This window comes from Arthrobacter sp. CJ23, from assembly GCF_024741795.1.
In the GTDB taxonomy this organism is placed as follows: domain Bacteria; phylum Actinomycetota; class Actinomycetes; order Actinomycetales; family Micrococcaceae; genus Arthrobacter.
Map to the genome: position 1 here is coordinate 3766848 of NZ_CP102950.1, position 26265 is coordinate 3793112.

A 26265-nucleotide genomic window follows, 5' to 3' on the forward strand; every position below is an offset into this window, starting at 1 on the left:
GCTCAGGCCTCCTTCTGCTGCTTGTTCTGTGTTGTTTCGGGTTGCGCGCTCGGCTGCGGCGAGGTGGCGTGCGGCCGCCCGGAGGGTCCTGTCCAGAAGTCGCCCGAGACCACCAGCCGTTCGCCGAGCAGTTCGCCGCGGATTTCCTCCGCGAGCCGCAGGGTCATGTCCCGCCGCCAGGCCGGGAGCCCGTGGATGTCGTCGTGGTACAGCTCCTCCGGGATGGCCTTCCCGACGGCGGCCGCCAGGGCCGCGGGGCCAGCCATCTTGGCGGCGGCGAACCGCAGCTGCACGGGGCGCTTGGTGGCGGCGGTGACGGTGATGACCAGGCTGCCATCGGCGTCGAGCCGGCCGATCAGCAGCACCCCGGAACGGCCGAGATTGCTGAGCGAAAGCCGCCGGAAGGCCACCTTCGCGGACAACGCCGACGCCGGCAGCTGGATGCTGCGCAGGAGCTCGCCGGGTGCCAGGCTGTTTTGCCCGTCCCCGGTGATGAAGGCGGCCACCGGGACGGTGCGGCTGCTGCCGCCGGGGCCGAGGATGGTGGCGGTGGCGTCCAGCCCGGCGCAGAGCGAAATCATGGGCCCGGCCGGGAGCGAGGTGCAGAGGTTGCCGCCCACGGTGGACATGTTCCAGACCTTGAAGGACGCCACGAAGGAGTCGCAGCACGGGCGGAACAGGTCCAGCCCCGGCCACTGGCTGCCGGCCACGGCATCCGAACCCGGCAGGGCGTAGAGCTCGGCCACGGTACAGGTAGCGGCCAGTTCGATCCCGGCGTCGCTCACGGTGACGGCGGGCCAGCCGGCCTGGCCCAGGTCCAGCAATCGTTTGAGGACGGTGCTGCCGTAGGAGAAGAGGACCGTGCCGCCGGCCAGCCAGGCATCGCCGTCGCGCCAATCGGCGGGGTCCGTGGTGGGGACGACGGCCTCGATGGTGTTCATGTCCATGGGTCCTCCTGGCGGGGATCGTGCGTGGAGCGCAGTTCGTGCGAGCGGGGTTCGAATGTGGAAAGTTCGTGCGGGCGGGTTTCGTGCGTGCGGTGGATGGGGCCGGCACCGTCCCTCAGCGAGGATGCAGCAAGCGGCGCCAGCGGGGCGTATCCACGGCCGGCGCGGCCGCGGGAGGCGACGATCTCGGCCGTGATGGACACCGCCACTTCGGCGGGCGTGACGGCACCGAGGTCCAGGCCGATGGGCGAGTGCAGCCGTTCCAGCGCCTCGGCCGGGGTGCCGTCCGCGAGCAGGGCGTCGATCCGCTGGCGGTGGCTGCGGCGCGAGCCCATGGCGCCCACGTAGGCCAGCCGCAGCCGGAGCGCGGTTTCCAGCAGCGGGATGTCGAATTTGGGGTCGTGGGTCAGGACGCACACCACGGTGCGGCCGTCCACGCGGCCCGCGGCGGCTTCGGCCGCCAGGTAGCGGTGCGGCCAGTCCGTGACGAGCCGGTCCGCTGCGTCGAAGCGGCTTTGCCGGGAGAAGGCGGGGCGGGCATCGCAGAGCGTGACGTCGTAGCCGAGGAGTTTGCCCGCAGGGAGGAGTGCGGCGCCGAAGTCGTTGGCCCCGAAAATGAGCATGCGCGCGGAAGGGAGCCGGCTTTCCACGAAGAGGGTGATGGGTTCGGGCTCGAGCTCCGAGCCGGTGCAGCCCTCGGGCGGCGCCAGCCGGACGAGGCCGGCGCGGCCGCCTTGGAGCAGCGGCTCCAGCTGGGCGGCTGCCGCGTAGACGGTGGCGGGATGGTCACCCACCAGCCGGGCAAGGTCCGGGGATTCCATGGCGCGGAAGCGCACGGGGTCATGCACCACCACGGCTCCCCCGCCGGCGTCGAGCCTGCGGATCAGTGCCACGGCCGCGGTGGAATGGTGGCCCGCCAGGCTGTGCAGCAGGGCGAAATCCATGGCCTCGGGCGAGGAGCCGAGCGGCTGGATGTGGACTTCCAGCTCCCCTCCACACGTCAGCCCGACGGCGAACGCGTCCTCGGCGCTGTAGCCGAACAACTCGCGGCGCGTGCCGCCGTCGCGCAGTGTTTCCAGGGCGGAGTCCACCACCGCGCCCTCCACGCAGCCGCCGGAGAGGCTGCCCAACACGTCGCCGTTCTCGGAGACCAGCATGGAGGTGCCGAGGGGCCGGGGCACGGAGCCGCCGGTGCCCACGATGGTGGCTACGGCACAGCGCTGGCCGGAGACCGCAGGCTGCCAGTTGCCCAGCGAAGGCATCAGATCCAGCATGGCTACACGTCCTTATTTTCCGAAGGTCCGGACGGACGGGCCGACCGGAGAGTGCGCGATCTTGCCCCATCGTCTCACTGCTTGAGCCTGTGGAGGGGAAGTCGCGGTAAATGAAGTCATAGGACCGGGGACGGGGTTCACCATCCCCGTCCCCGGTCCATAGCGGAGCAAACACACCCGTCCCTGGGAACCAGGGCCGCCGCCCGCCGTCGTGGATCCGGTGCTGCGGACCACGGCGGCGGACGCCTATTCAATGCGGTGGGTGCGGATGGACCGCCGTCTTGAGGCGCCCCCTGAAGGGGCGGATTGCGGCCCGGGCTACACGCCCATCAGGGCGTTGATGGGTCCGCGGGCGAAGTAGATGATGAAGCCCGCCGTGACCACCCACATCAGCGGATGGACTTTCCTGCCCCGGCCCGACGCCGCGCTGATGACGGCGAAGGAGATGAAGCCGACGCCGATGCCGTTGGCGATCGAGTAGGTCAGCGGCATGGTGACGATGGTCAGGAAGGCCGGCAGTGCGATGGAGAACTTGCTGAACTTGATCTCGCGGATCTGCGCCATCATCATCGCGCCCACCACCACCAGGGCGGCTGCTGCCACTTCCAGCGGTACCACCGAGGTCAGCGGCGTGAAGAACATCGAGCCCAGGAACAGCACGCCGGTGACCACGGAGGCCAGGCCCGTGCGGGCACCTTCGCCGATCCCCGCCGCGGAGTCGATGTACACCGTGTTGGAGGACCCGGACGTCCCGCCGCCCACTACTGCGCCCAGGCCTTCGACGATGAAGGCGGACTTCAGCTTGGGGAACGTGCCGTCCTTGTGGGCCACGCCGGCGCTCTTGGCGAGGCCGGTCATGGTGCCCATGGCGTCGAAGAAGTTGGTGAACACCAGGGTGAACACCAGCATGGTGGCGGCCAGGCCGCCGATCCGGGCGAACGAGCCGAACAGGTCGAACTGCCCCACCAGGCTGAGGTCCGGGACGGAGACCAGCTGGCTCGAAAGGATCGGCACGTTCAGGTGCCAGCCGCCGGGGTTGTCCGCGGAGCCCGGGCCGATGTGGAACACGGCCTCGGCAACAGCGGCGAGGACGGTGGTGGCGACGATGCCGATGAGCAGGCCACCCTGGATCCTGCGGGCCACGAGGATGCCCATGACCAGCAGACCGATGATGAAGACGAGCGTGGGGATGGACGTGATGGAGCCATCCGTGCCGAGCTGGACCGGCGGGCCGCCCTTTGTGGGGCGGACAAAGCCGGAGTCGACAAAGCCGATGAAGGCGATGAACAGGCCGATGCCGACGGTGATGGCGGCCTTGAGTTCCTTGGGGACTGCCTTGAAGATCGCCGTCCGGGCGCCGGTGGCACCGAAGAGGACGATCAGGATGCCGTTGATGACCACCAGGCCCATGGCTTCCGGCCATGTGACTTCCTGGATGACCGCCACGGCGAGGAAGGAGTTGATGCCCAGGCCGGCTGCGAGGCCGAAGGGCAGGTTGGCGACGAGACCGAAAACGATGGTCATGACGCCGGCGGTGAGGCCGGTGACCGCGCCTACCTGTGCTGCCGAGAGCCAGCCGCCCGCGACGTCGGTGGGGGCGTTGTCTGCGGAGAAGCCGCCCAGGATGAGCGGGTTGAGGATCACGATGTACGCCATCGTGAAGAAGGTGACCAGGCCGCCTCGGAACTCGCGGGCCAGCGTGGAGCCACGCTTGGTGATCTGGAAGAAACCATCCAGGAAGGAGTTCGACGCCGGGGGCTTGGGGCCGTTGCCCTGTGCCAGTCCGGTTGCCGTGTGCATTTCGCGTGCCGCTGTCTGCTCCGCGCCGGAGAGCGCGGCCTGCTTTTCAGCTGCCGTTTGCATTTCTGCGGGGTCCAGGATTGTCATGTCAGCCACCGGGCCCTAGTAGTCAATCCTGGAGTCGAGCGCGTTCCAGGTGTTGAACGGTTCAAGGATGGCGGGGGCCTGGGGATCGCCCAGTTCCAGCTTGGAGACCGGCATGAGTGCATCCCGGTTCTCGTTCTCGAAGTACTCGTAGAAGACGGCGTCGTCGAAACCGACCGACGCGGCGTCGTGCCGGTCCGCGGCGAAGACAACGCGGCTGATCCGGGCCCAGAGTGCGGAGGCCAGGCACATGGGGCACGGCTCGCAGCTGGTGTAGAGGGTGGCGCCGCTCAGATCGAACGTGCCCAGTTCGCGGCAGGCGGTACGGATGGCCGTGACTTCTGCGTGGGCGGTGGGATCGTTGGTGGCGGTGACGCGGTTGACGCCTTCGAAGGTCTGTCCGTCCGCGGTGACAATGACGGCGCCGAAGGGCCCGCCGCTGTTGAGGACATTGGCTGTTGCCAGCTCAATGGAAGTGGCCAGATAGTGCTCGGCCGTGACGGTTGTACTCATGTTGCGACTTCCTTAGTGCTGAGGAAGCCAGGTGACCCCGAGACGTGACGTGCCAGTGCGACGGTTACCAGGCTTCAGCATGTGCTTTTGAAGGTTCGCCTGGTAGATAGCTTCCCGGAGTCCGGTGCCCGCCTTTGGCAAGATCGAGAATAGCACCGGACCTGTGAGCCGCGCCATAGTTTTTTGAAAACTTAATTTCGTGATGTGAAATTCATGCTGCGAGCGGGTTGGCGGCCGAATGTGACCGGTACGTCCCCACATGCGTTGACTGCCGCCGTCGGGCATCCTACGCTGGCCGAACCAAAAGGCGGCAGCCTCGCGGCACAACCTGGATCAGCAGACAGGGCCTAACTGAGCTGGAACGCAACCATGCCGACCAGACAAGGAGCCATCCATGGCCCACCCGCACACCCCGTCCCTGTCCCCGTCCAGGCTCTGGATCAAGAACCCGCTCGCCGTTTTCACGGCCAACCAGCTCGACGCCGGCGGCGGCCTGGTGGTCCGCGGCGGGGAGATCGCCGAGCTCGTCCCCGCCGGCGGGCAGCCATCCTCAGCCGTTGATTCGGTGTTTGATGCCTCGGCGCACGTCCTCATGCCGGGCCTGATCAACACGCACCACCACTTCTACCAAACGCTCACCCGCGCCTGGGGACCGGTGGCCAACGCCCCGCTGTTCCCGTGGCTGCAGAACCTCTACCCCGTGTGGGCGCGGCTGAGCCCGCGGAGCCTGGAGCTCGCCGTCGAGGTGGCCCTCGCGGAACTGCTGCTCTCCGGCTGCACCACCGCCGCGGACCACCACTACCTGTTCCCGGCCGGCATGGAGGACGCGATCGACATCGAGGCCGGGGTGGTGCGCCGGATGGGCATGCGGGCCACCCTGACCCGCGGCTCCATGACGCTCGGCGAGGACGACGGCGGGCTGCCGCCGCGTTCCACGGTCCAGCCGCCGGAGGTGATCCTTGCCGACAGCGAGCGGCTCATCCGCGAGTACCACGAGGCCGGCGACGGCGCCGTGATCCAGATTGCGCTGGCGCCGTGCTCGCCCTTCTCCGTGACCAAGGAGATCATGGCCGAAAGCGCCGCACTGGCGGAGCGTTTCGACGTCCGGCTGCATACGCACCTCGCCGAGACCATCGACGAGGAGGACTTCTGCCAGTCGATGTTCGGGCTGCGCACCGTGGACTACCTGGACAGCGTCGGCTGGCTGGGCAACCGCACCTGGCTGGGCCACGGCATCCACTTCAACGACGAGGAGATCGCCCGGCTGGGTGCCGCGGGCACCGCCGTCGCGCACTGCCCGACGTCGAACATGCGGCTAGCGTCCGGCACCGCACGCGTGCTGGAACTGGAGGCGGCCGGGGTGCCGGTGGGGCTGGGCGTGGACGGATCGGCGTCGAACGATGCCTCCAACATGATCCTGGAGGCACGGCAGGCACTATATCTCCAGCGGCTGCGGTACGGGGCGGACGTGCCGGTGGAGCGGGCGCTTGGCTGGGCGACGCGGGGCTCCGCAGCCGTCCTGGGCCGTTCGGACATCGGCCAGCTGGCGCCCGGGCTACAGGCTGACCTGGCACTGTTCAAGCCTGACGAGCTGCGATTCTCCGGCAGCCACGACCCGGTGGCGGCGCTGCTGCTGTGCGGGGCGGACCGCGCGGACCGCGTCATGGTGGGCGGGCAGTGGCGCGTGGTGGACAGCGCCATTCCGGGGCTCGACGTGGCCGGGCTCATCGCGGAGCACACGGCCGCTGCGCGGAAGCTGATCAGCGGGTAGGCCCGCGGGCGGGGTGCGCGCCTCCATCCGCCGCTTCGATGGTTCCGCGCGCACCCGGTGGTTCGAATCATCGTTTGCGCAGGGAACCATCGAATCGGTGCGTGGACCGGCGCCGGCAGCTCCCGGGCACGCAAAAGCGGGCGGCACCTCCCCAGGTGCCGCCCGCTCTTTGGCTCTGTTGCGCAGAGGCCGCGTCCTTCGGGGCAGGAACCTTAGGGACGCTGCCGGCCGAACACCGGGAGCGCGCGGAGCCAGCGGGAGAACCCGCCGCTCTTGCGGTCGCAGTCGGCCGGAATGTAGAAGTCGGGGTCCGTGGCACCGAACGGCAGGTACAGCACCTGGCCCGGGGCCGGGAATTCCACGACGTTGTTCTTGTCCTTCGAGTCCATCTGTTCCTCCTCATTCACCTTGCTTGGCTTTTCCGCACTTCGGAAAACTTTTATTGTTATGTGGAAATACTAAGGCCGGATGGGAACGGGCGTCAAGACCTCCAATGGGCGGCAACCACAGGGCCGGTCACAATCGAAAAGTACATAACGATTCGTGGAAGTGATGTACACCACTGGCGGACGTGGGCTACGCTTTCATCAATTCGTGGCCCAGGTCACGTAACCTGGGAGCAGCAGGCAGGGTCGTAATGAGCTGGCATCAATGGATGCCGGCTCTTTTTTGTTGGGGTCGGCTCCACCAGAAACGCGTGGGAAACACGCGCTTAATTTCATTGGTGGACCTTAGGGGTTCCACCTCGCAGAAGTTGGGATATGACCATGAGCAACAAGATCGTCCTCGGCGACAACCAGTACGGCAAGGCAGAAGTCCGCGTCGTCAAAGTCACCCGCGACACCGACCGCCACCAGATCGAAGACCTGAACGTCACCTCGCAGCTGCGCGGCGATTTCCAGGCAGCGCACCTGCAGGGCGACAACGCCCACGTCGTGGCCACCGACACCCAGAAGAACACCATCTACGCGTTCGCCCGTGAAGGCGTCGGCTCCCCCGAGGCCTTCCTGCTGCGCCTCAGCGAGCACTTCACCTCGGGCTTCGAATGGGTCACCGGCGGCCGCTGGGAAGCCGAGTCCTACAGCTGGGACCGCATCCACGCGCACGGCGCCGAACACGACCACAGCTTTGTCCGCAACGGCCAGGAAGTCCGCACCGCCGTCGTTGTCCGCGACGGAAACACGACGCACGTGGTCTCCGGCCTCAAGGACCTCACCGTCCTGAAGACCACGCAGTCCGGCTTTGTCGGCTACCCGCGCGACAAATACACCACCCTGCCCGAGACCACGGACCGCATCCTGGCCACGGACGTCTCTGCCCGCTGGCGCTACAGCACGGGCCTGGACCTCGCCGCCACGGACTTCAACAAGAGCTACGAGGACATCAAGGCGCTGCTCCTGGAGGGCTTCACCGAGAACTACTCCCACGCCCTGCAGCAGACCCTCTTCGACATGGGCAAGAAGGTCCTCGAGGCTCACAGCGAAGTGGACGAGATCAAGTTCTCGATGCCCAACAAGCACCACTTCCTGGTTGACCTCTCGCCGTTCGGCCTGGACAACCCCAACGAGGTCTTCTTCGCCGCGGACCGCCCCTACGGCCTGATCGAGGCCACAGTGCAGCGTGAAAACTCAGGCTCGGCCCCGGCCGCCTGGAACGGCATCGCCGGCTTCTGCTAGGCCACCCGCGCACGCCCAACTGACTCGCAGTAGTGGTTGTTTTGGAGGCTCAGAACAACCACAAATGCGAGTCAGTTGGGCCAGCAACCCCAAAACCAGCAACCCCAAAAACCCAATTGTTAGCCAGACATTGTTAGCCAGACGAAGGCGTCTGCCATGAACCAAGAAGGTCTGCCATGAACAGCAAGAAGAAGTCACGCCCCGCGTCGATCAGATCCGCGGAAGCCCGCCCCGAGGACAAGCGCCTCTCCCTGGGCAGCACGTTCGCCTACGGATTCCAGCACGTCCTGACCATGTACGGGGGCATCATCGCCCCGCCGCTCATCATCGGAGCAGCCGCCGGAATGTCCTCGCAGGACATCGGCCTCCTGATCGCCGCCTGCCTGTTCGTCGGCGGCCTCGCGACCATCCTGCAGACCATCGGCATCCCGTTCTTCGGCTCCCAGCTGCCGCTCGTCCAGGGCGTGTCCTTCGCCGGCGTCTCCACCATGGTGGCGATCGTGAACGGCGGCGGAGGCATCCAGGCTGTCTTCGGATCGGTCATCGTGGCATCCCTGATCGGCCTGGCCATCACGCCGCTCTTCTCCAAGATCATCAAGTTCTTCCCGCCCGTGGTCACCGGCACGGTCATCACCACGATCGGCCTGACGCTCATGCCCGTGGCCGCCAACTGGGCCATGGGCGGCAACGCCAAGGCCGAGAACTACGGCAGCATCGCCAACATCGGGCTCGCCGCGGCCACCATGGGCGTGGTCCTGCTCCTCAGCAAGGTCGGCAACGCCGCCATCTCGCGCCTGTCCATCCTGCTCGCCATGGTGATCGGCACCGCGATCGCCCTGGTTACCGGCATGGCGGACTTCTCCAAGGTGGGCCAGGGCGACATCGTGGCCTTCCCCACGCCGTTCGCCTTCGGCGCGCCGACCTTTGAGATCGCGGCCATCGTGTCCATGCTGATCGTCATCCTGGTGACCCTCACGGAAACCTCGGCGGACATCATCGCCGTCGGCGAGATCGTGGACACCAAGGTGGACTCCCGCCGCATCGGCGACGGGCTCCGCGCGGACATGCTCTCCAGCGCGATCTCCCCGCTGTTCAACTCCTTCACCCAGAGCGCCTTCGCCCAGAACGTGGGCCTCGTGGCCATCACCGGCATCAAGAGCCGCTTCGTGGTCAGCGCCGGCGGGCTCATCCTGGTGGTCCTCGGCCTGCTGCCCATCCTGGGCCGGGTGGTCGCAGCGGTGCCGACGCCCGTCCTGGGCGGCGCCGGCGTCGTGCTCTTCGGTACGGTGGCCGCAAGCGGCATCCGGACGCTCGCCAAGGTGGAATACCGCAACAACATGAACCTGATCGTGGTGGCGGCCTCCATCGGCTTCGGCATGATCCCCATCGCCGCCCCGAAGTTCTACGATCAGTTCCCGTCCTGGTTCGGCACGATCTTCCACTCCGGCATCAGCTCGGCCGCCATCATGGCGATCCTCCTGAACCTGCTCTTCAACCACCTCAAGGCGGGCAACTCGGACAACCAGTCGGTGTTCGTGGCCGGCACCGGCCGTGTGGTCAGCGAGCAGGACCTCGCCTGCCTGGCCGACGGCGACCGCTTCGAGAACGGCAAGCTGATCGACGCCGACGGCAAGGAAGTGCCGCTCAAGGCGTCCACCGTCGCGGAGCACTAGCTCCCGTCCCCAGGCATGACAGCTGACGGCAGTGTTTCCTTGGGGGACACTGCCGTCTTTTGTCATGTCGCGCAGAACGTACGACGGCGGCACTCGCCACCCAGCCTTGTGCCGCTGCAAGGGAACGCCAAATAGGATCAGGTCATGACCGAACAGCTGCCCTGCTTCCGTTCGCTCGCCCTCCGCGAGATCCCCCGGCCCGACTACGCAGACGTTTGCCTGGCCGCCCTCCCTGCCGGCGCCGGCACGGACCCCGCGGAGTGGGCAAAGCGGCTCTTCTCCGTGGAATCAATGCCACCGTGGATCGCGGGAGCCATGCGCCTGCGCCAGGTCCTGGTGCCATTGCTTGGCATTCCAAAGGCACCGCGGGACACATTCACCGTGAGCGAGCAGTCGGGCGAAGAAGCCCTGATCTTCATCCGCGACCGGCACCTGGACTGCGCAATCGCCGTCGGGGTCGATCCGGTGAGCCGGATCATCCGGGTGACTACCGCCGTCGAACTCAAGGGGTGGCGTGGGCGGCTGTACTTTGGCGTCGTGCGCCCTGTTCACCCCATGGTGGTGGACTCCATGCTCAAGCGGCACACCCGGCCACCGCGGCGCTGAAAGCTAGCTCTGGTTGAGCTCCATGGAGATGGCCAGGGCGGCCTGGCGCAGCAGCGGCACGGCTCGGTCGGCGAAGGCCTTGTCCACGCGGGTGATCGGCCCGGAGACCGAGATCGCGGTGGGGGTCGGAGCATTGGGCACGGCCATGGCGAAGCAGCGCACGCCGAGCTCCTGCTCTTCCTCGTCGATTGAGTAGCCGCGTTCGCGGATCAGCTTGAGGTCGGCAAGGAGGGACTCGATGTCGCCGATGCTCTTGTTCGTGGGGGTGGGCATGCCGGTGCGGGCCACGATGCCGCGGACCACGTCGTCGTCCAGCTGGGCCAGGATGGCCTTGCCCACGCCGGTGTCGTGCGTGTGGGCGCGGCGGCCGACCTCGGTGAACATGCGCATGGAGTGCATGGACGGCACCTGGGCCACGTAGATGACCATGTCCGAGTCCAGCACGGCCATGTTGGAGGTTTCGCCGAGCCGTTCCACGAGGGACTTCAGCTGCGGGCGGGCCACGGCGCCGAGCTGCTTGCTGGCGCCTTCGCCGAGCCGGATCAGCCGGGGGCCCAGCGCGTAGCGGCGGTTGGGCAGCTGGCGGATGTAGCCGAGCGAGACCAGCGTGCGCAGCAGGCGGTGGATGGTGGGCAGGGGCAGGTCCGTGGAGGAGGACAGTTCACTGAGCGTGACGTCTCCGCCGGCGTCCGTGATGAGTTCCAGCAGTTCGAAGACGCGCTCGACGGACTGCACGCCTCCGGAGGCTTTTTCAGCCATTCCCTTGTCTCCAATGACTCAGATTCCGACAACTCTTATCCACATCGTGAAAAAAATTGCTTAGAACACTCAAGATACAGCACATCCGGGCCGCGGGCGATGCCCCAAACATGACCGTCAGGGGGTTGTGTTTCCACTTTGTAGATAATAATATCCATAATACGAAAACATTTAGTTGGACTGGTGGTCCGGGAACGGACCCTATGAGGAGGAATTTCAATGGCGAACCCGAGCCCCGGTAACTCGATCACCCTGCGCGTTGCCGCGCCGTCTAGCTTCACCGCCACGAGTGAACTCGCCGCCGCCGTCGGCGCAGCCGGCGCAGCCATCACCGCGCTTGACGTCACGGAATCCCACCACGACACCCTTGTTGTCGACGTCACCTGCAACACCACCGACGACGACCACGCCGCCCGCGTCAAAGACGCCCTGAACGCGCTCGACGGCGTCACGGTCCAGCACGTCTCGGACCGCACCTTCCTCATGCACCTCGGCGGCAAGCTCGAAGTGGTCCCCAAGGTGGCCCTGCGCAACCGCGACGATCTCTCCCGCGCCTACACGCCCGGCGTCGCACGCGTCTGCCTCGCCATCGCCGAAGACCCGGCCGCGGCCCGCAATCTGACCGTCAAGCGCAACACCATCGCCGTCCTCACCGACGGTTCGGCCGTCCTAGGCCTGGGCAACATCGGCCCCGCCGCGGCCCTGCCCGTCATGGAAGGCAAGGCCGCGCTGTTCAAGCAGTTCGCCAATGTTGACGCCTGGCCGGTCTGCCTGGACACCCAGGACACCGAGGAAATCATCATGATCGCCAAGGCCATGGCCCCCGTCTACGGCGGCATCAACCTCGAGGACATTGCTGCGCCGCGCTGCTTTGAAATCGAGAAGCGCCTGCGCGATGAACTCGACATCCCCGTCTTCCACGACGACCAGCACGGCACCGCAATCGTCACCCTGGCAGCCCTCGTCAACGCCCTGCGCGTGGTGGACAAGAAGCTCTCCGAGGTCAAGATCGTGGTCTCGGGCGTGGGCGCTGCCGGCTCGGCCATCATCCAGCTCCTCAAGGCCCAGGGCGCGCAGCACATCGTCGCCGCCGGCCGCTCGGGCGCCATCCACTCCGGCCAGCAGTACGACGACGAGCACCGCTCCTGGATCGCCGAGAACACCAACGAGGAAGGCTTCTCCGGCACCCTGCACGAAGCCATGGCCGGTGCCGACGTCTTCATCGGCGTCAGCGCCCCGCACGTGATCGGCGAGGAGCAGGTTGCTGCCATGGCCGAGAACGCGATCGTCTTCGCCATGGCCAACCCGACGCCGGAAATCGACCCGGTGCTCGCCTCCAAGCACGCCGCCGTGGTGGCCACGGGCCGCAGCGACTTCCCGAACCAGATCAACAACGTCCTGGCCTTCCCGGGCTTCTTCCGCGGTCTGCTGGACGCCGGAGCATCGGACATCACGCCGGACATGCTGGTGGCAGCCGCAGACGCTATTGCCAACCGGGTGGCTGACGACGAGCTCAACGCGAGCTACATTATCCCCAGCGTCTTCGATCCGCATGTCGCCGCTGATGTGGCCGCCGCAGTGGCAGCCGCAGCGCACGCCGCCCGCGCTCTCTAGTAAAGGACTTACCAATATGGCTATCACTGTCACGGACCGCCAGCCGGTCGAACGCGCCGAAGAGATCCTCACCCCCAAAGCGCTGGCCTTCGTCGAGGAGCTCCACAAGCGCTTCGCCGGCACCCGCAACGAACTGCTCGAGGCCCGAAAGGCCAAGCGCGACGGCGTCGCGCGCACCAGCCGCCTGGACTTCCTCCCGGAGACCCAGGAAATCCGCGACGGCGACTGGAAGGTCGCCGAGGCACCCGCCGCGCTGCAGGACCGCCGCGTCGAAATGACCGGCCCGGCCACGCCGGCCAAAATGGCCATCAACGCGCTGAACTCGGGCGCCAAGGTGTGGCTGGCGGACCTCGAGGACGCCAGCACCCCCACGTGGCCCAACGTCATCGACGCCATCCTGAACCTGCGCGACGCCGCCGCCGGCACCCTCGCGTACACCTCTCCGGAGGGCAAGGAATACAAGCTCCGCACCGACGCGCCGCTCGCCGTCGTGGTGGCCCGCCCGCGCGGCTGGCACATGGAAGAGCGCCACCTGCTGATCGACGGTGCCCCCGCCGTGGGCGCGCTGGTGGACTTCGGCCTGCACTTCTTCCACACCGCCAAGCAGCTGCTGCTCAACGGCCACGGACCGTACTACTACCTTCCCAAGATGGAGTCCCACCTCGAGGCCCGCCTTTGGAACGAGATCTTCGTGTTCGCCCAGGACTTCCTCGGCATCCCGCAGGGCAGCGTCCGCGCCACGATGCTGATCGAAACCATCCCGGCCGCCTTCGAAATGGACGAGTTCCTCTACGAACTGCGTGACCACGCCTCCGGCCTGAACGCCGGACGCTGGGACTACCTCTTCAGCATCATCAAGTACTTCCGCGACGCCGGCGAGGAATTCGTGCTGCCGGACCGCGCCACCGTGGCCATGACCGCACCGTTCATGCGCGCCTACACCGAGCTCCTGGTCAAGACCTGCCACAAGCGCGGCGCCTTCGCCATGGGCGGCATGGCCGCCGTCATCCCCAACCGCAAGCAGCCCGAGGTCACGGCCGCGGCCTTCGACAAGGTCCGCGCCGACAAGACCCGCGAGGCCAACGACGGATTCGACGGCTCCTGGGTCGCCCACCCGGACCTCGTCTCCACGTGCCGTGAAGTGTTCGACTCCGTCCTGGGCGACCGTCCGAACCAGCTGGACAAGCAGCGCCCGGAGGTCAGCGTCACGGCCGAGCAGCTGATCGACGTCGCATCCGCCGGCGGGGACGTCACCGAGGCGGGCATGCGGCTGAACCTGTACGTCGCCGTCGCGTACACCGGTGTATGGATCTCCGGCAGCGGTGCCGTGGCCATCCACAACCTCATGGAAGACGCCGCAACCGCGGAAATCTCCCGCTCGCAGGTGTGGCAGCAGATCCGCAACAAGTCGGTCCTCGCGGATACGGGCAACACCGTGACCCGCGAACTCGTCAGCCGCATCCTCGGCGAAGAGACCGAGCGGCTGCGCATCGAGTTCGGCGACGAGAACTTCAAGGCGTACTACGAGCCGGCGTCGAAGCTGATCGAGGACATCTGCCTGTCTGACGACTACACGGACTTCCTCACCACGCCTGCTTACGAACTGGTGGGCTGAGATGACCGAACCGTCCTTCAGCGCCGCGGACCTCGCCCGGATCGAGGAACAGCTGGCCGCCACCGACCAGCTCCTGGACCAGGGCTACCCCGGCGACGACGGCAGCCGCCAGCCCATCCACACCGTCTACGTGCCGGCCGACCGTTTCACGCCGCAGCTCGCCGCCGAATGGGGCGCCCAGGCGCTCGCGGCGGCGGAGGCCCACGGCGGGCTTGCCCGCCTGGGTTCGCTGCTCGGCCAGGAGCCTGAGCTGGCCGCTGCCGTTGCGGAGCGGGTCGCGGCGAAGCTCGCCAGCGAGCCGATCGAAGACCTGCGCCTGGACTTTGAGGACGGCTACGGCAACCGCGGCGACGAGGCAGAAGACGCCGACGCCGTTGCTGCCGCCAAGCAGGTGGCCGCGGCGGTCGCCGCCGGCACCGCGCCGCCCTTCATCGGCATCCGCTTCAAGTGCTTCGAGGCCCCCACCCGGGCCCGCGGCCTGCGGACCCTGGACCTGTTCGTCTCCACGCTGGCCAAGGCCGGCGAACTGCCGGCCGGGCTGATCCTGACCCTGCCCAAGGTCACCACCGTGGCGCAGGTCCAGGCCATGGACTTCGCCGTGTCCCGGCTGGAGGAGGTCCACGGGCTTCCCGCCGGCCGGCTCCGCTTCGAGGTCCAGGTGGAAACGCCGCAGCTGATCCTCGGCGCCGACGGCACCTCGCCGCTGGCACGGCTGCCGCACGTGGTCCCGGGCCGCATCAGTGGCCTGCACTACGGCACCTACGACTACAGCGCCTCGCTGCAGATCTCGGCCGAGTACCAGTCCATGGAGCACCCGGTGGCCGACTTCGCCAAAGAAGTCATGCAGCTGGCCGTCGCCGGAACGGGCATCCGCCTCTCCGACGGCTCCACCAACATCATCCCCGTGGGCGACGCCGTCGAGGATGCCTGGAAGCTGCACGGCCGGCTGGTCCGCCGCTCCCTGGAAAACGGCTACTACCAGGGCTGGGACCTGCACGCAGCCCAGCTGCCCAGCCGCTACGCGGCCAGCTACGCGTTCTACCGCGAGGGCCTGCCCGCAGCGGCACTGCGCCTGCGCAACTACGTGGAACGCACGGAAGGCGGGGTCATGGACGAGCCCGCCACCGCCCGGGCCCTGGCCGCCTTCGTCCTGCGCGGCGTCCAGTGCGGCGCCGTGGGGACCGAAGAGGTCCACGCGCTCGCCGGCGTCGAACTTTCCCAGCTGACCGCACTGGCGCACCCGCGGCTGGCCAACTCCACTTCGAAGTAAGGATCCCATCATGGGCAACTACTACTACCCCCAGGGCGGCCTGCCGCCGCAGACCCACCTCACCACGGAGCGTGCGATCGTCAAGGAGGCCTACACGGTCATCCCCAAGGGCGTGATGACGGACATCGTCACCAGCAACCTGCCGGGCTTCACCAACACCCGCTCCTGGATCATTGCCCGGCCGATCTCGGGCTTCGCCACCACCTTCTCGCAGCTGATCGTCGAGATCGCCGCGGGCGGCGGCGCCCCGAAGGCCGAGTTCGAGGCCGGCGTCGAAGGCGTCATCTTCGTCACCAAGGGCAAGGTCAACCTGAGCCTCGAGGGGGAACTGCACCAACTCGAAGAAGGCGGCTACGCCTACCTCGCCGCCGGTTCGGAGTGGGGCCTGGAGAACGTCTCGGACGACATCGTCTCCTTCCACTGGATCCGCAAGGCCTACGAGCGCCTCGAAGGGTACGAGGCCAAGTCCTTCGTCACCAACGAGAAGGACGTGGAGCCGACCTCCATGCCGGACACCGACGACGTCTGGAAGACCACCCGCTTCACGGACTCCAACGACCTGGCCCACGACATGCAGGTCAACATCGTCACCTTCCAGCCGGGCGGCGTCATCCCCTTCCCGGAGACCCACGTCATGGAGCACGGCCTGTACGTGCTCGAGGGCAAGGCCATGTACTTGCTCAACAACGACTGGGTGGAGGTTGAGGCGGGCGACTTCATGTGGCTGCGCGCGTTCTGCCCGCAGGCGTGCTACGCCGGCGGTCCCGGCCAGTTCCGCTACCTGCTCTACAAGGACATGAACCGCCAGGTCCGCCTCACCGGGGCCCCGCTGCCGGGCTAATCCCGGGCTCCCTTAGATCGAAACCGTGGCTGCGGCCCGGTTGCTGGGTTCCAGAACGCAGCAACCGGGCCGCACCCACGGTTTCGTCGTTTAAGGGTCTCGCCGAGCGGGGCGCTGCCTGCCGATCCGGTACCCCGCCCAAAACGCCAGGAGCAGCAGGCCCAGGGCCGCGACAACGATGCCGATCTGTGTCCCTTGGCTGACGAAGATCGTGCCGTTCCCCGTGACGATCTTGTTGCTGAGCGGCGCATACGCAAACCAGCCGATGTCGCTCGTTGCGCTGTTCCACGCGAATACGCAGCCCGCCAGCACCGCTGCCAGTCCCAGTATGGGCACGACGGCGGCAGAGGCCCTGCGGGCAGGCTTCGGTGTGGCATGTTCCCCATGAATGTTGTGTTCCCCCATGCGCGCCAGCTTAGCCGTCTGTTCCCGCCGTCCGGCTCGCGGGTCTTGTCGGACCCCTTCGGTAGAGTGCAGCCATGGATGACAAAGCGACGTTGCTCAGCTATTTGCGCCTGCGCCGGGCGGACCTGCTCGGCAAGCTCGATGGCCTGGGCGAATACGATGCCCGCAGGCCGATGACGCCCACGGGAACCAATCTGCTGGGCCTGGTGAAACATGTGGCCAGCGTGGAACTGGGGTACTTCGGGGAAACGTTCGGGCGTCCGAGCGGCCGGGACTTGCCGTGGTTTGCGGAGGATGCGGAGCCGGACGCCGATCTGTGGGTACCTGCCTCGGAGAGCCGTGACGAGATTGTGGAGCTGCACCATTTCTCGGCCGCGCACAGCGACGCCACCATCGAGGCCCTCCCCCTGGACGCGCCCGGTGTGGTGCCGTGGTGGGCCGAGGAGAAGCGGGATGTGACCCTGCATCAGATCCTGGTGCACATGTCCGTGGAAACGGCCCGGCATGCGGGACACGCGGACATCCTGCGCGAACTCATCGACGGCACAGCGGGCCAGAGACCTGGCGATCCCAACATCCCGGCGCGCAGTTCCGAGGAATGGGCTGAGCACTGCGCCCGCATCGAGGTCGCAGCGCGGGAGGCCGGCGCCGCCGCTCAGGCCCTGCCGGGGCCGCCGGCCACGCGGTAGGACTCCTGCAGCAGCTCGTCCAGTTCCTCGACGTCGATCCGGTCCAGGCGCACCAGCACCAGCGTGGGCGACTGCTGGTGGTGCGGGGTCCAGAAATAGGTGTCCGGGGCGGTGCCGGCGAGCGCCTCGCGTTCTTCGCTCTTCACGGTGAGCACGCCGTCTTCCCAGATCCGGGCCATGAGGGTCTTGCCGAACCAGGCGGGCCGGCCCCAGCTGGGCCGTTCGCTGACTCCGGGAAACCCGCGGCAGATCCTGCGGACGTCTTCCTCTGTGGCCATGGTTCACTGTGGCATCGGTGCCCCGGCCAGGCAATGCCCTCCTGCTAGGGTCTGTGCATGGATGAAAAACTGGGGAAATTCATCGAACACTTCGGCGCACTGGTGGAGTTGTCGCAGGCCGGCGCCAACCAGGTCAAGGACGGCACGCAACTGCTGGACGCGCTCACCGGGCACCTGGGCCTGCCCGCCCACGAACTGTCCGTGGTGGTGGAGCAGGTGCCTTCGCACCGGCTGGTGGACTTGGACATCCTCATGGAGGCCGTGGCCGGCCGTGATCCGGACAGCAGGCTGGTGGGCGTGGGCGGCGGAGACCAGCGCAACCACCTGTCCTTCAGCGACATCCTGCAGCAATCGCACCTCTTTCCGCGTTTCCCGCTGGCCCGGCCGGACTACACCAATTTGGCGATCGGACCGGACGAGCAGCGCCAGGCGGTGGCCCAGGGGCTCTGGCTGTTCAGCTACAAGGGCTCGCCCGTGGCGGTCCTGCAGCGCGAGGCCAAGCCGAATTTCGGCCGCCCCGTCGCCACGCTGGAGGTACTGGCCACGGAGCCCGCGGTGGCAGCCGATTTCCTGGCCGAAATACGCCGCGAGCTGGAGCACCGGAGCGTCTTCAAGGGCCAGGTCATCGCCCTCAGCGTCAGCGACTACGGGCCGAGCATGGGAGGGGTGACGTTTGTCCGGCGCCCCGTGCTGGGCAGCGGAGACGTCATCCTCCCGGCCGGGCTCCTGGCCAAGGTGGAGGACCACGCCCTGGGCATCGCCCGGCAGGCGGAGGTCCTGAGCTCGCATGGGCAGCACCTCAAGCGCGGCCTGCTGCTGTACGGTCCGCCGGGGACGGGCAAGACGCACACCGTCCGGTACCTGCTGAGCCAAAGCGAAGGCACGACGGCGGTGCTCCTCTCCGGGGGTTCGCTCGCCAGGGTCTCGGAGGCGGCCAAGCTCGCCCGGGCCCTGGCGCCGTCCATTGTGGTGCTGGAGGACTGCGACCTGATCGCGGAGGACCGCAGCTTCGGCCACGGCCCCAAGCCCCTGCTTTTCGAGGTGCTCGATGCCATGGACGGACTGGACAACGATTCCAACGTCGCCTTCGTCCTCACCACCAACCGGGTGGACATGCTGGAACGGGCCCTCGCGCAGCGGCCCGGGCGCGTGGACCTGGCCGTGGAAATCCCGCTCCCTTCGGAGCACGAACGCACGGAACTGCTGCGGCTCTACTCACAGGGCTTGGACTTCTCGGTGCCCGCACGGGAAGGCGCGGCTGCCCGGACTGACGGCACCACGGCCTCGTTCGCCAAGGAGCTGATCCGGCGCTCGGTGCTTGCCGCTGCCCTGGCCGGCGAGGCTCCCGGGGACGCCCATCTGGACGCCGCGGTGGTCCAGCTCATGGCGGACGGCGAGGCCCTGACGCGCAGCCTGCTTGGCAGCAACGGCGACGCAGACGGCCAGTTCCCGCCCGGACCGCCGGGCTTCCCGAGGCCGGGCCCCTTCCTCGGTCCACCACCGGGGCCGTACCACTCAGCAGTGCGGTTCACGGCGACGCAGGAACCCCCTCAAGGCTGAGCCGCCCACAGCACGCAAGGTCCGCCGTCGGGCCCCCAAGCCTGTCCGCCCGCCCGGCGGCTACTTGCCCATGCCCAGGGTGAGCCCCTCGGTCAGGCGGCGGCCCAGCCAGACGTAGATGATCAGCATGGGCAGGACCACGATCACCAGGCCGGCGAACAGTCCGCCCCAGTCTGCACCGGAATAGGTCTGCTGCTGGACGAAGGAGATCAGGGCGACGGGGAGCGTGTACTTCTCCGTGGACTGCAGCAGCGTCAGGGCCAGCAGGGTCTCGTTCCAGTGCGAAATGACCTGCAGGATGAACGCGGTCAGGATGCCGCCCTTGGCCAGCGGCAGGGTGATGCGCCAGAACGTGCCGAACGCCGTGGTTCCGTCCAGGGCCGCCGCTTCCTCCATTTCCATGGGCAGGGAGCGGAAGAACGCCGTCAGCAGGAAGACGGTGAACGGCATGGAGACGCCGATGTACACGAGGTTCAGGCCGATGATGCTGTCCGTCAGGTACACCTTGTTCAGCATCACGAAGAGCGGGATCAGGATGACCTGCGCGGGAATGCCCAGGCCGAGGATGAAGTACAGGCTCAGCCCGCAGGTCAGCCGGTTCTCCACCCGGCTCAGGTAGTAGGAACACGGTGCGGCAATCGCGACCGTCAGGACCGAGGACACCACGGTGGTCAGCAGGCTGTTCCAGGTGGCGACGGCGAAGTCGCCCACGGTCCAGGACCGGACGAAGTTGCCAAAGTCCAGCGACGCCGGGACGCCCCAGGGATCGTCCAGGATGGAGCGGGTATCCCGGAAGGCCTGTGCAACCATCCACACCAGCGAGGCGATGCTGATGGCGACCACCAGCCAGAGGAGTCCGACGCCGATGGCCCGGCCAACGCTGCGCTCGCCGCGGAGGGCGGGACTGACGGACTGTCCGGACGCCTGCCGCCGGGCCTTGAAGCTGAGGGTTTCTGTGTGTTCGCTCATGGGTTTCCTCTAGAACTCGACGGCGTCGCGCCGCATGGCACGCCGCAGCGCAATGACCAGGACGGAGATCAGGGCCAGGGACAGGACGGCCGAGGCGGTGGCGGCGCCGTAGGCGGGGGTGGACTGGCCGGAGAAGGCGTTCACGTAGGTGTAGACGGCCGCCGTCCAGCTTTGGGTCGGCGGAACGCCTGCACCGCTGCTGCCGCCGAAGACCCAGATGATCTCGAAGATCTTCACCGAGGAGATGGTCCACAGCACGGCACAGGTGCCGAAAACGTCCCAGGTCAGCGGCAGGATGACGTAGCGCAGCCGCTGGAAGGCGGTGGCCCCGGCCAGGGCACAGTCCTCGTAGTAGTAGGGCGGGATGCGGTCCACGCCGGCCATGAGGATGGTGGTGAAGTAGCCGGTGGTGGTGCAGATGAGCGTGGCCATGATGAGCGGGAAGATGTTGTCCTGCGCCAGCCACTTGGGCGGCTCCGTGATTCCGAAGGGCGCCAGGAAGCTGTTGACAATCCCGCCGGGATTGAAGATGAACCCTGCCAGCACGCCGAAGACGAGCGCGTTGACCAGGTGCGGGAAGAAGATCACGTTGCGGGCGATCTTCTTCCCGGCCATGTCCCGCAGGACCAGGGTCATGGCAAACGCCAGGATGAAGATGGCGGCCCCCACCACGAAGAGCAGGAGCAGCGTGTTGCCGAAGGAACGCAGGAACTGCGGGTCGCGGAGGATCCGGCCGTAGTTGTCGAGTCCCACGAACTTCATCGGGCCGGAGCCTGCCCACTTGTGCAGGCTGATCCACACCGCGCCCAGGGCCGGGACGATGAAGAGCACCGTGTACAGGACGAACGCCGGGGCCACGAAGGGCACCAGCAGCTTCTTGCGCTGCTCGTCGATGGAGCTTCCCCGACGGCGGTTCCCCGGGGCGGCCTGGCGCAGCAACCGCGGCCGCTGGGTGGACGGCCGCTGGGTGGACGGCTTGCCCGTGCGGGTCTTCAGGCTCAGTGCCATTACCCGTTGTCCTTCCAGTACTGGATCTGTGCTGCCTTCATCTTCGCGACGAACTCCGAAGCGGAGCTCTTGCCCAGGAACAGTTCGTCGTCCTTCGGGAAGAAGACCTTCTCCATGTAGCCGGGGAAGGTCACGCCGTCGTTCTGCAGGTGGGTGGCCGGGGCGGCGTCGATGGCTGCCTTGACGGACGCGACGGCGGGGGCAACAGGCGCGTCGGCCCGGACCGGGAGCACCTTGGCTTCCGTGCCGAGGGCGTTCTGGTACTTGCTGCCGAGGAGGAACGCGGCGAGACGCTGTGCAGGCACCTGGTTCTTCGACTTGGCCGGAACGGCAAAGCCGATGAAGTCCACGCGGGCGCTGGCCGGCTTGGAATCGATCGACGGGAACTGGAACGAGGAGTAGTCGAAGCCCGGGGCCGCGTACGTGCCCGTTTCGGTGGGCGTCCAGGAACCGTTGAGCATGAGGGCCGCGCTGCCGTTGGCCCACAGCTGCTGCTGGGCGGGGAACTTGCTCGCGTTGTAGCCGCTGTTGAGGTAGCCGCCCTTGACCAGGGATTCAACCTTCTTGGCTGCCTCAAGGACAGCGGGATCGTCCCATGCGGCGCCGGACTTGTCCTCGACGAGGGCCTTGAAGCTGCCTGAGCCCTTGAGCCGGAGCATGCTGGTCACGAACCACATGGAGTTGTAGCCGGCAACATCGCCGTCCGCGGCGATCGGGGCCGTTCCGCCCGCCTTCAGCCTGTCCAGGACCTTGATGAATTCATCCCACGATGCCGGCGGCTTGGCCTTGAGTTCCGGGTGCTTTGCGGCGTCGAACCAGATGGCATCGGAACTGACACTGTAGGGAACCATCCACGGCTGTCCGTCCTCGCCGTTGAAGACCCCGGCGCTGGTGAACTTCTCCGGGATCAGGGCCTTGACCGGCTTGCCGTCGATTTGGTGGGCGTAGACAGAGGTGAGCGGGCTGGCCTGGCCGGTGTCGCCGATGACCGGTGCCAATTTTGCGAAGGTACCGTCCACCAAGTCCGGCACGTTGTTCGTGTTCAGCGCCGGAACCAGCTTTTCCGTGTTGCTGCGTCCCTGCCACTGGACGCTGACAGTGGCCCCGGTTTCCTGCTGGAAATCGGCGATGGCCTTGGCAATGACCTTCTGCTGCGGCTCCCCTTCCTTCCACATGGACCAGTAGTTGATGCTCTGCCCCGAAATGGGCCCGGAGATGTCCACGGACTCAGCCGCAGGGGAGGCTTCGCCGGCCCCGCCGCAGGCAGTAGTGGACATGGCCAGGGCTGCACCCAGCAGGAGGGCCAGCGGGCGAAGATGACGGGCTGCTTTGCCCATGGGGATCACCTTTCAAGTGAGGGGTCCGGCCGGGTACGGCTCGGTTCGATGACTCTCACAGCGCCTGAAAGGAGGATTCAATGGGTATTGCGTCCTTTCTCGGGATCCCCTGCGAAAAGCCGCCGAAAAAGGTTCCGCTTCCCGCGCATCCCCCGCGAACTTAGCCCGCAATAGGCATTTATTCCTCTCTTCGGCAGCCAAATAATCGGAAGGGAACTGCGCGGTAGCCGGAGTCCGGCGGCCGCGCTTCTGCGCCGAGCTTATGAGGGACATTGATACGACTGGGAATTATTGGGGCAGGAGCGGTTGCGCATTTCCATGCGCTGTCCGCCGGGCGGATCAACGGTGTGGAACTGGGCGCCGTCTGCGATTTGCGGGAGGAAGCGGCCCGCGAGGTCGCACGTCTGTGCGGGGCGGAGGTCTACACGGACTACCTGGAGATGTACCGCTCGGCCGGCCTGGACGCCGTCATCATCAACACCCCGCACGCGCTGCATTTGGAAATGGTGCTTGCCGCCGCGGACCACGGCCTGCATGTGCTGGTGGAAAAGCCCATGGCCACCACGGTTGAAGACTGCGATGACATGGTCCGTGCCTGCGGGAAGGCTGGCGTGGCCTTGGCCATCGGGCAAATCCAGCATTTCCTGCCGGAGAAGATCGCCGCCGAGAAGGTCCTTGCCGGCGGCGAACTGGGCCGTGTCCTCATGATCCGCGACTACCGGAGCACCGACTACCGCCCGGGCACGCGGCCCGACTGGTTCTTCAGCAAGCGCATGGCCGGCGGCGGCGCCCTGATGAACATCGGCGGGCACTGCCTGGACCGCACCGTGTGGTTCGGCGGCGCGGAGGTGGAATCCGTCAGTGCCGGCACGCTCAGCCGTTTCGGGGCCCCGGTGGAGACGGACGGCGCCCTGTCACTGACACTGCGCAACGGCGTCCACGTGACCATTTCCGTGGTGTCGGATCCGCCCGCCCGCGTGGACGAGGTCCTCATCGTGTGCGAGAACGGTTCCATTTCCACCAGCCCGGCCGGCGGCACGCTGGTGCGCAGCAACGGCGTGAGCCGCACCGTCTGGGAGCCGCGTCCGGAGGACATCCAGGAAGGATTCTTCCTGCAGTTGCAGGATTTCATCACCATGCTCGACGGCGGCGTGCCCAAGGTCAGCGTGGAGCACGCGCGGCACATCGTGCAGGTCATCCTGGCGGCATACGATGCTGCGGAGTCGGGCACCGCCGTCGGGATCCCGCCCGCCCGGCAGCCCATCCCGGCCGTCAGCCGCTCCCTCCTGAACGGGGTTCACTAAGCCGGGCGTGAGACCGCCGCTCGCCACCACGCTGTAGGCTTTGCGCTCATGTACATAGGTCATTTCGCCGCGGCAACGGCCATTCTCACAGTGGTGCCAGGGGCGCCCGCCCTGCCCATCGCCGTCGCGGTCGCCTGGCCCGACCTTGTGTGGCCTGCACTGGTTTTCGCCGGCAAGGAGCGGCTGAAGGTGGACCGCGACAACCCGTTGCAGACGGCGGTCGAATTCACCTCCTACCCGTATTCTCATTCGCTGATTCTCGGCGGCGCACTTAGCCTCTTGCCGGCGCTGTTGGCCGGCCTGATCTATCAGAGCGTGCTTGTCGGCGTGCTTTTCTGGATTGGCGTCCTGTCGCACTGGCTTCTGGATGCAGTGGTTCACCTCCGCGACCTGCCGATTCGAGGCTGGGGCCAAAGTGACCGCCGAATCGGATTTGGCTTGTGGTCGCGTCCACGCCTGGCGTTCACCCTCGAATATGCCCTCTTCGCCGTAACAGTTCTGTTGCTGGCCCCGCCCTCCATGCACCTCGGGCTGTTGGGCGGCGGTTTGCTGCTTCACCTTTTCAACATCAATTCCTTTTTCGGGTTCACGAAAAGCAACCCGTTCGGGACGCCCAAACGGTTCGCCCTTCTGGCACTCGTGGGATACGCCATCGCAATCGCCTGGTTCACAATGTCCTGGCAGTAGCTTCTTCAGGCGCTCAGCCGTCCCGGCGCACCCAGAGCTATTGAGCTTGTCCCGAACCGGCCGTCCCGTCCCAGTTCGGGGGCGTGAACGCCCCGAGCGGGTCCTGCCACACCGGGGCCGTCTGGCCCGCCCCCGCCACGGGGAGCGGGCTACCGTCCCGCCCCGGCACCGCATGGCGGTCGAACCACTCCTGCAGCTCCCTCCGGAGCCCGGCGACGCGGTCCCGCTGGCCGGGCTCATCCACCAGGTTGTTCCGTTCGTCCGGATCAGCCGCCAGATCGTACAGTTCGTGGGGGCCGTGCGGGTAGCGGTGGACGTACTTCCATTCGGTGCTGCGGATCATCCGCACGGGGCCGTATTCATCAAAGACGACGACGGCGCGTCCCCCGCGCCCGCCGGGCCGGGCGCCGCCGTCGTCGGGTCCGCCGTCGTCGGCTTTGTCCGCTGAGGTACCGCCAGCGGGAGCCAGCAGGCTCGCGAAGGACTCCCCCGGGCCCTGTTCGAAGGGCCGGGGATCCAGGCCGGCCAGTTCGAGCACCGTGGCGGCCAGGTCGTAGGCCGAAAGCAGCTCGTGGCGGACCGTACCTTCGGCAATCCGGCCGGGGAAGGCAAAGATGGCCGGAACCTTGACGGAGGAATCGTAGACGTTCTGCGGGAAGGTTCCGTTGCCCTTGCCCCAGACGCCGTGGTGGCCGCAGTTGAAGCCGTTGTCGCTGCTGAACACCACCAGGGTGTCCCCGTCCACGCCCAGTTCTTCGAGCCGGGACAGGAGCTGCCCGATCCCCGCATCCATGGCACTGACCGAGGCGAAGTAGCCGATCAGGGCGGCCCGGACATCGGCCTCTCCCCCGATCGGGACTCCGTCCACGGTGGGCGTCCAGGGATGCACCGGCTCCTGCGGGCAGCTGCTGAATTCGCAGTCCCTGTACAGTGCCTCGAACTCGGGCGGGTGCTGGCCCTTCCACGGCTTGTGCGGGGCGGTGTAGTTCAGAGCCAGGAAGAACGGCTCCGGGGCCTGCGCCGCGTCGGAGACAAAGTCCAGGGCGTCCCGGGTGATCGCGTCGGTGAGGTATTCGGTGACCAGCTCCGCCCGGCCGTCCCGGTACATGGTGGAGCGGCGGTACGGGCTGCCGCCCCCTTCCAGGGCGAACCAGTGCGTGAAGCCCTGGCGCGGTACATCGTTGGCGCCAAGATGCCATTTGCCGGACAACCCCAGGCGGTAGCCCTGCCCGGCCAGGTCATCGGTGAAGAGCCGCTGCCCGGCCAGGTAGTCGACGGCGCCGGGCCCCGTCTCGACGCCGTCGAGGTAGTCGTGCACGCCGTGCCCGGAGGGGATGTTCCCCGTCATCAGGCTGGCCCGGGCCGGGGAGCACACGGGCGAAACGCAGAAGAAGTTCTCCAGCCGCGTGCCGCGGGCGGCCAGGGCATCCAGATGCGGGGTCCGGATCTCGGGATTCCCGGCGCACCCCAAGGCCCAGGGCCCCTGGTCGTCGCTGAGGACAAGGACGATGTTGGGCTTCTTCTCAGGCACCGCACTCCAAGCACTGGGTCGTGGGCCCGCGGCGTGTCCGCGCACCTTCCGACC

The 26265-nt window shown here is 67.2% G+C and carries 24 protein-coding genes; 12 read left to right on the top strand and 12 right to left on the bottom strand.

The window, feature by feature from the left end:
- Positions 1 to 2: 2 nt before the first annotated feature.
- From NVV90_RS16955 to NVV90_RS16970, 4 genes are all read right to left on the bottom strand, one after another.
- Positions 3 to 947, bottom strand: a complete 945-nt coding sequence (locus NVV90_RS16955) for an FAD binding domain-containing protein (protein WP_258438409.1) — start codon at positions 945 to 947, stop codon at positions 3 to 5.
- The gene (locus tag NVV90_RS16960) at positions 938 to 2221 is read right to left on the bottom strand and encodes an XdhC family protein (RefSeq protein ID WP_258438410.1); all 1284 of its coding nucleotides are present in this window, start codon (positions 2219 to 2221) and stop codon (positions 938 to 940) included. Before NVV90_RS16960 ends, NVV90_RS16955 begins: the two co-directional genes overlap by 10 nt.
- Before the next feature lie 318 nt (positions 2222 to 2539).
- The gene (locus NVV90_RS16965) at positions 2540 to 4117 is read right to left on the bottom strand and encodes an NCS2 family permease (RefSeq protein ID WP_258438411.1); all 1578 of its coding nucleotides are present in this window, start codon (positions 4115 to 4117) and stop codon (positions 2540 to 2542) included.
- A gap of 6 nt (positions 4118 to 4123) precedes the next feature.
- Complete coding sequence (locus NVV90_RS16970; protein ID WP_258438412.1) at positions 4124 to 4618, bottom strand: nucleoside deaminase; 495 nt, start codon at positions 4616 to 4618, stop codon at positions 4124 to 4126.
- A gap of 394 nt (positions 4619 to 5012) precedes the next feature.
- Between NVV90_RS16970 and NVV90_RS16975 the strand changes: the two genes are divergently transcribed.
- Positions 5013 to 6389 (top strand): 8-oxoguanine deaminase, encoded by a 1377-nt coding sequence (locus tag NVV90_RS16975; RefSeq protein WP_258438413.1) that lies wholly within the window; start codon positions 5013 to 5015, stop codon positions 6387 to 6389.
- Between the two features lie 212 nt (positions 6390 to 6601).
- Here NVV90_RS16975 and NVV90_RS16980 read toward each other — a convergent pair whose 3' ends face one another.
- On the bottom strand, positions 6602 to 6778 hold the full coding sequence (locus NVV90_RS16980) for a hypothetical protein (RefSeq protein ID WP_258438414.1): 177 nt from the start codon (positions 6776 to 6778) through the stop codon (positions 6602 to 6604).
- Between the two features lie 372 nt (positions 6779 to 7150).
- Between NVV90_RS16980 and pucL the strand changes: the two genes are divergently transcribed.
- The 3 genes from pucL (at position 7151) to NVV90_RS16995 (ending at position 10344) form a co-directional block, all read left to right on the top strand.
- Positions 7151 to 8065 carry a factor-independent urate hydroxylase gene (pucL, locus tag NVV90_RS16985; protein ID WP_258438415.1) on the top strand — a complete coding sequence of 305 codons (915 nt, stop codon included), beginning with the start codon at positions 7151 to 7153 and terminating at the stop codon, positions 8063 to 8065.
- Positions 8066 to 8241: 176 nt separating this feature from the next.
- A complete protein-coding gene (locus NVV90_RS16990; RefSeq protein ID WP_258438416.1) occupies positions 8242 to 9738 on the top strand; it encodes a nucleobase:cation symporter-2 family protein in 1497 nt (498 codons plus the stop codon).
- Between the two features lie 144 nt (positions 9739 to 9882).
- Entirely contained in the window at positions 9883 to 10344 is a 462-nt protein-coding gene (locus NVV90_RS16995; protein ID WP_258438417.1) for a DUF2867 domain-containing protein, read from the top strand.
- Positions 10345 to 10347: 3 nt separating this feature from the next.
- Here NVV90_RS16995 and NVV90_RS17000 read toward each other — a convergent pair whose 3' ends face one another.
- A complete protein-coding gene (locus NVV90_RS17000; RefSeq protein WP_258438418.1) occupies positions 10348 to 11103 on the bottom strand; it encodes an IclR family transcriptional regulator in 756 nt (251 codons plus the stop codon).
- Positions 11104 to 11322: 219 nt separating this feature from the next.
- On the opposite strand from NVV90_RS17000, the gene NVV90_RS17005 reads away from it, so the two are divergent.
- From NVV90_RS17005 to NVV90_RS17020, 4 genes are read left to right on the top strand one after another with little or no spacing between them, the layout of a single operon-like run.
- Positions 11323 to 12717, top strand: coding sequence for an NAD-dependent malic enzyme (locus NVV90_RS17005; protein WP_258438419.1), 1395 nt, complete (start codon positions 11323 to 11325; stop codon positions 12715 to 12717).
- A gap of 16 nt (positions 12718 to 12733) precedes the next feature.
- Positions 12734 to 14332 (top strand): malate synthase A, encoded by a 1599-nt coding sequence (gene aceB / locus NVV90_RS17010; protein ID WP_258438420.1) that lies wholly within the window; start codon positions 12734 to 12736, stop codon positions 14330 to 14332.
- Position 14333: 1 nt separating this feature from the next.
- Entirely contained in the window at positions 14334 to 15602 is a 1269-nt protein-coding gene (locus tag NVV90_RS17015; protein WP_258438421.1) for a DUF6986 family protein, read from the top strand.
- Positions 15603 to 15612: 10 nt separating this feature from the next.
- The gene (locus tag NVV90_RS17020; protein ID WP_258438422.1) at positions 15613 to 16443 is read left to right on the top strand and encodes a bifunctional allantoicase/(S)-ureidoglycine aminohydrolase; all 831 of its coding nucleotides are present in this window, start codon (positions 15613 to 15615) and stop codon (positions 16441 to 16443) included.
- Between the two features lie 90 nt (positions 16444 to 16533).
- Here the strand turns inward: NVV90_RS17020 and NVV90_RS17025 are convergent, their stop codons facing one another.
- Complete coding sequence (locus NVV90_RS17025; protein WP_258438423.1) at positions 16534 to 16848, bottom strand: hypothetical protein; 315 nt, start codon at positions 16846 to 16848, stop codon at positions 16534 to 16536.
- Between the two features lie 74 nt (positions 16849 to 16922).
- On the opposite strand from NVV90_RS17025, the gene NVV90_RS17030 reads away from it, so the two are divergent.
- A complete protein-coding gene (locus NVV90_RS17030; protein WP_258438424.1) occupies positions 16923 to 17537 on the top strand; it encodes a DinB family protein in 615 nt (204 codons plus the stop codon).
- On the opposite strand, the gene NVV90_RS17035 is transcribed toward NVV90_RS17030, so the two are convergent.
- Complete coding sequence (locus tag NVV90_RS17035) at positions 17504 to 17815, bottom strand: MmcQ/YjbR family DNA-binding protein (protein WP_258438426.1); 312 nt, start codon at positions 17813 to 17815, stop codon at positions 17504 to 17506. The two genes, NVV90_RS17030 and NVV90_RS17035, sit on opposite strands and share 34 nt — an antisense overlap.
- Before the next feature lie 57 nt (positions 17816 to 17872).
- Between NVV90_RS17035 and NVV90_RS17040 the strand changes: the two genes are divergently transcribed.
- Complete coding sequence (locus NVV90_RS17040) at positions 17873 to 19375, top strand: ATP-binding protein (RefSeq protein WP_258438427.1); 1503 nt, start codon at positions 17873 to 17875, stop codon at positions 19373 to 19375.
- Positions 19376 to 19435: 60 nt separating this feature from the next.
- Here NVV90_RS17040 and NVV90_RS17045 read toward each other — a convergent pair whose 3' ends face one another.
- Genes NVV90_RS17045 through NVV90_RS17055 form a run of 3 tightly spaced genes read right to left on the bottom strand, consistent with a single transcriptional unit; the run spans position 19436 to position 22689 of the window.
- Complete coding sequence (locus tag NVV90_RS17045) at positions 19436 to 20344, bottom strand: carbohydrate ABC transporter permease (protein WP_258438428.1); 909 nt, start codon at positions 20342 to 20344, stop codon at positions 19436 to 19438.
- Between the two features lie 9 nt (positions 20345 to 20353).
- On the bottom strand, positions 20354 to 21352 hold the full coding sequence (locus NVV90_RS17050; protein WP_258438429.1) for a carbohydrate ABC transporter permease: 999 nt from the start codon (positions 21350 to 21352) through the stop codon (positions 20354 to 20356).
- Positions 21352 to 22689 (bottom strand): ABC transporter substrate-binding protein, encoded by a 1338-nt coding sequence (locus NVV90_RS17055; protein ID WP_258438430.1) that lies wholly within the window; start codon positions 22687 to 22689, stop codon positions 21352 to 21354. Before NVV90_RS17055 ends, NVV90_RS17050 begins: the two co-directional genes overlap by 1 nt.
- A gap of 272 nt (positions 22690 to 22961) precedes the next feature.
- Here NVV90_RS17055 and NVV90_RS17060 point away from each other — a divergent pair, with 272 nt between their 5' ends.
- Complete coding sequence (locus NVV90_RS17060) at positions 22962 to 23993, top strand: Gfo/Idh/MocA family protein (RefSeq protein ID WP_258438431.1); 1032 nt, start codon at positions 22962 to 22964, stop codon at positions 23991 to 23993.
- 48 nt (positions 23994 to 24041) lie between these two features.
- The gene (locus tag NVV90_RS17065; RefSeq protein ID WP_258438432.1) at positions 24042 to 24680 is read left to right on the top strand and encodes a hypothetical protein; all 639 of its coding nucleotides are present in this window, start codon (positions 24042 to 24044) and stop codon (positions 24678 to 24680) included.
- Positions 24681 to 24717: 37 nt separating this feature from the next.
- On the opposite strand, the gene NVV90_RS17070 is transcribed toward NVV90_RS17065, so the two are convergent.
- Positions 24718 to 26211 (bottom strand): sulfatase-like hydrolase/transferase, encoded by a 1494-nt coding sequence (locus NVV90_RS17070; protein ID WP_258438433.1) that lies wholly within the window; start codon positions 26209 to 26211, stop codon positions 24718 to 24720.
- Between the last annotated feature and the right edge of the window lie 54 nt (positions 26212 to 26265).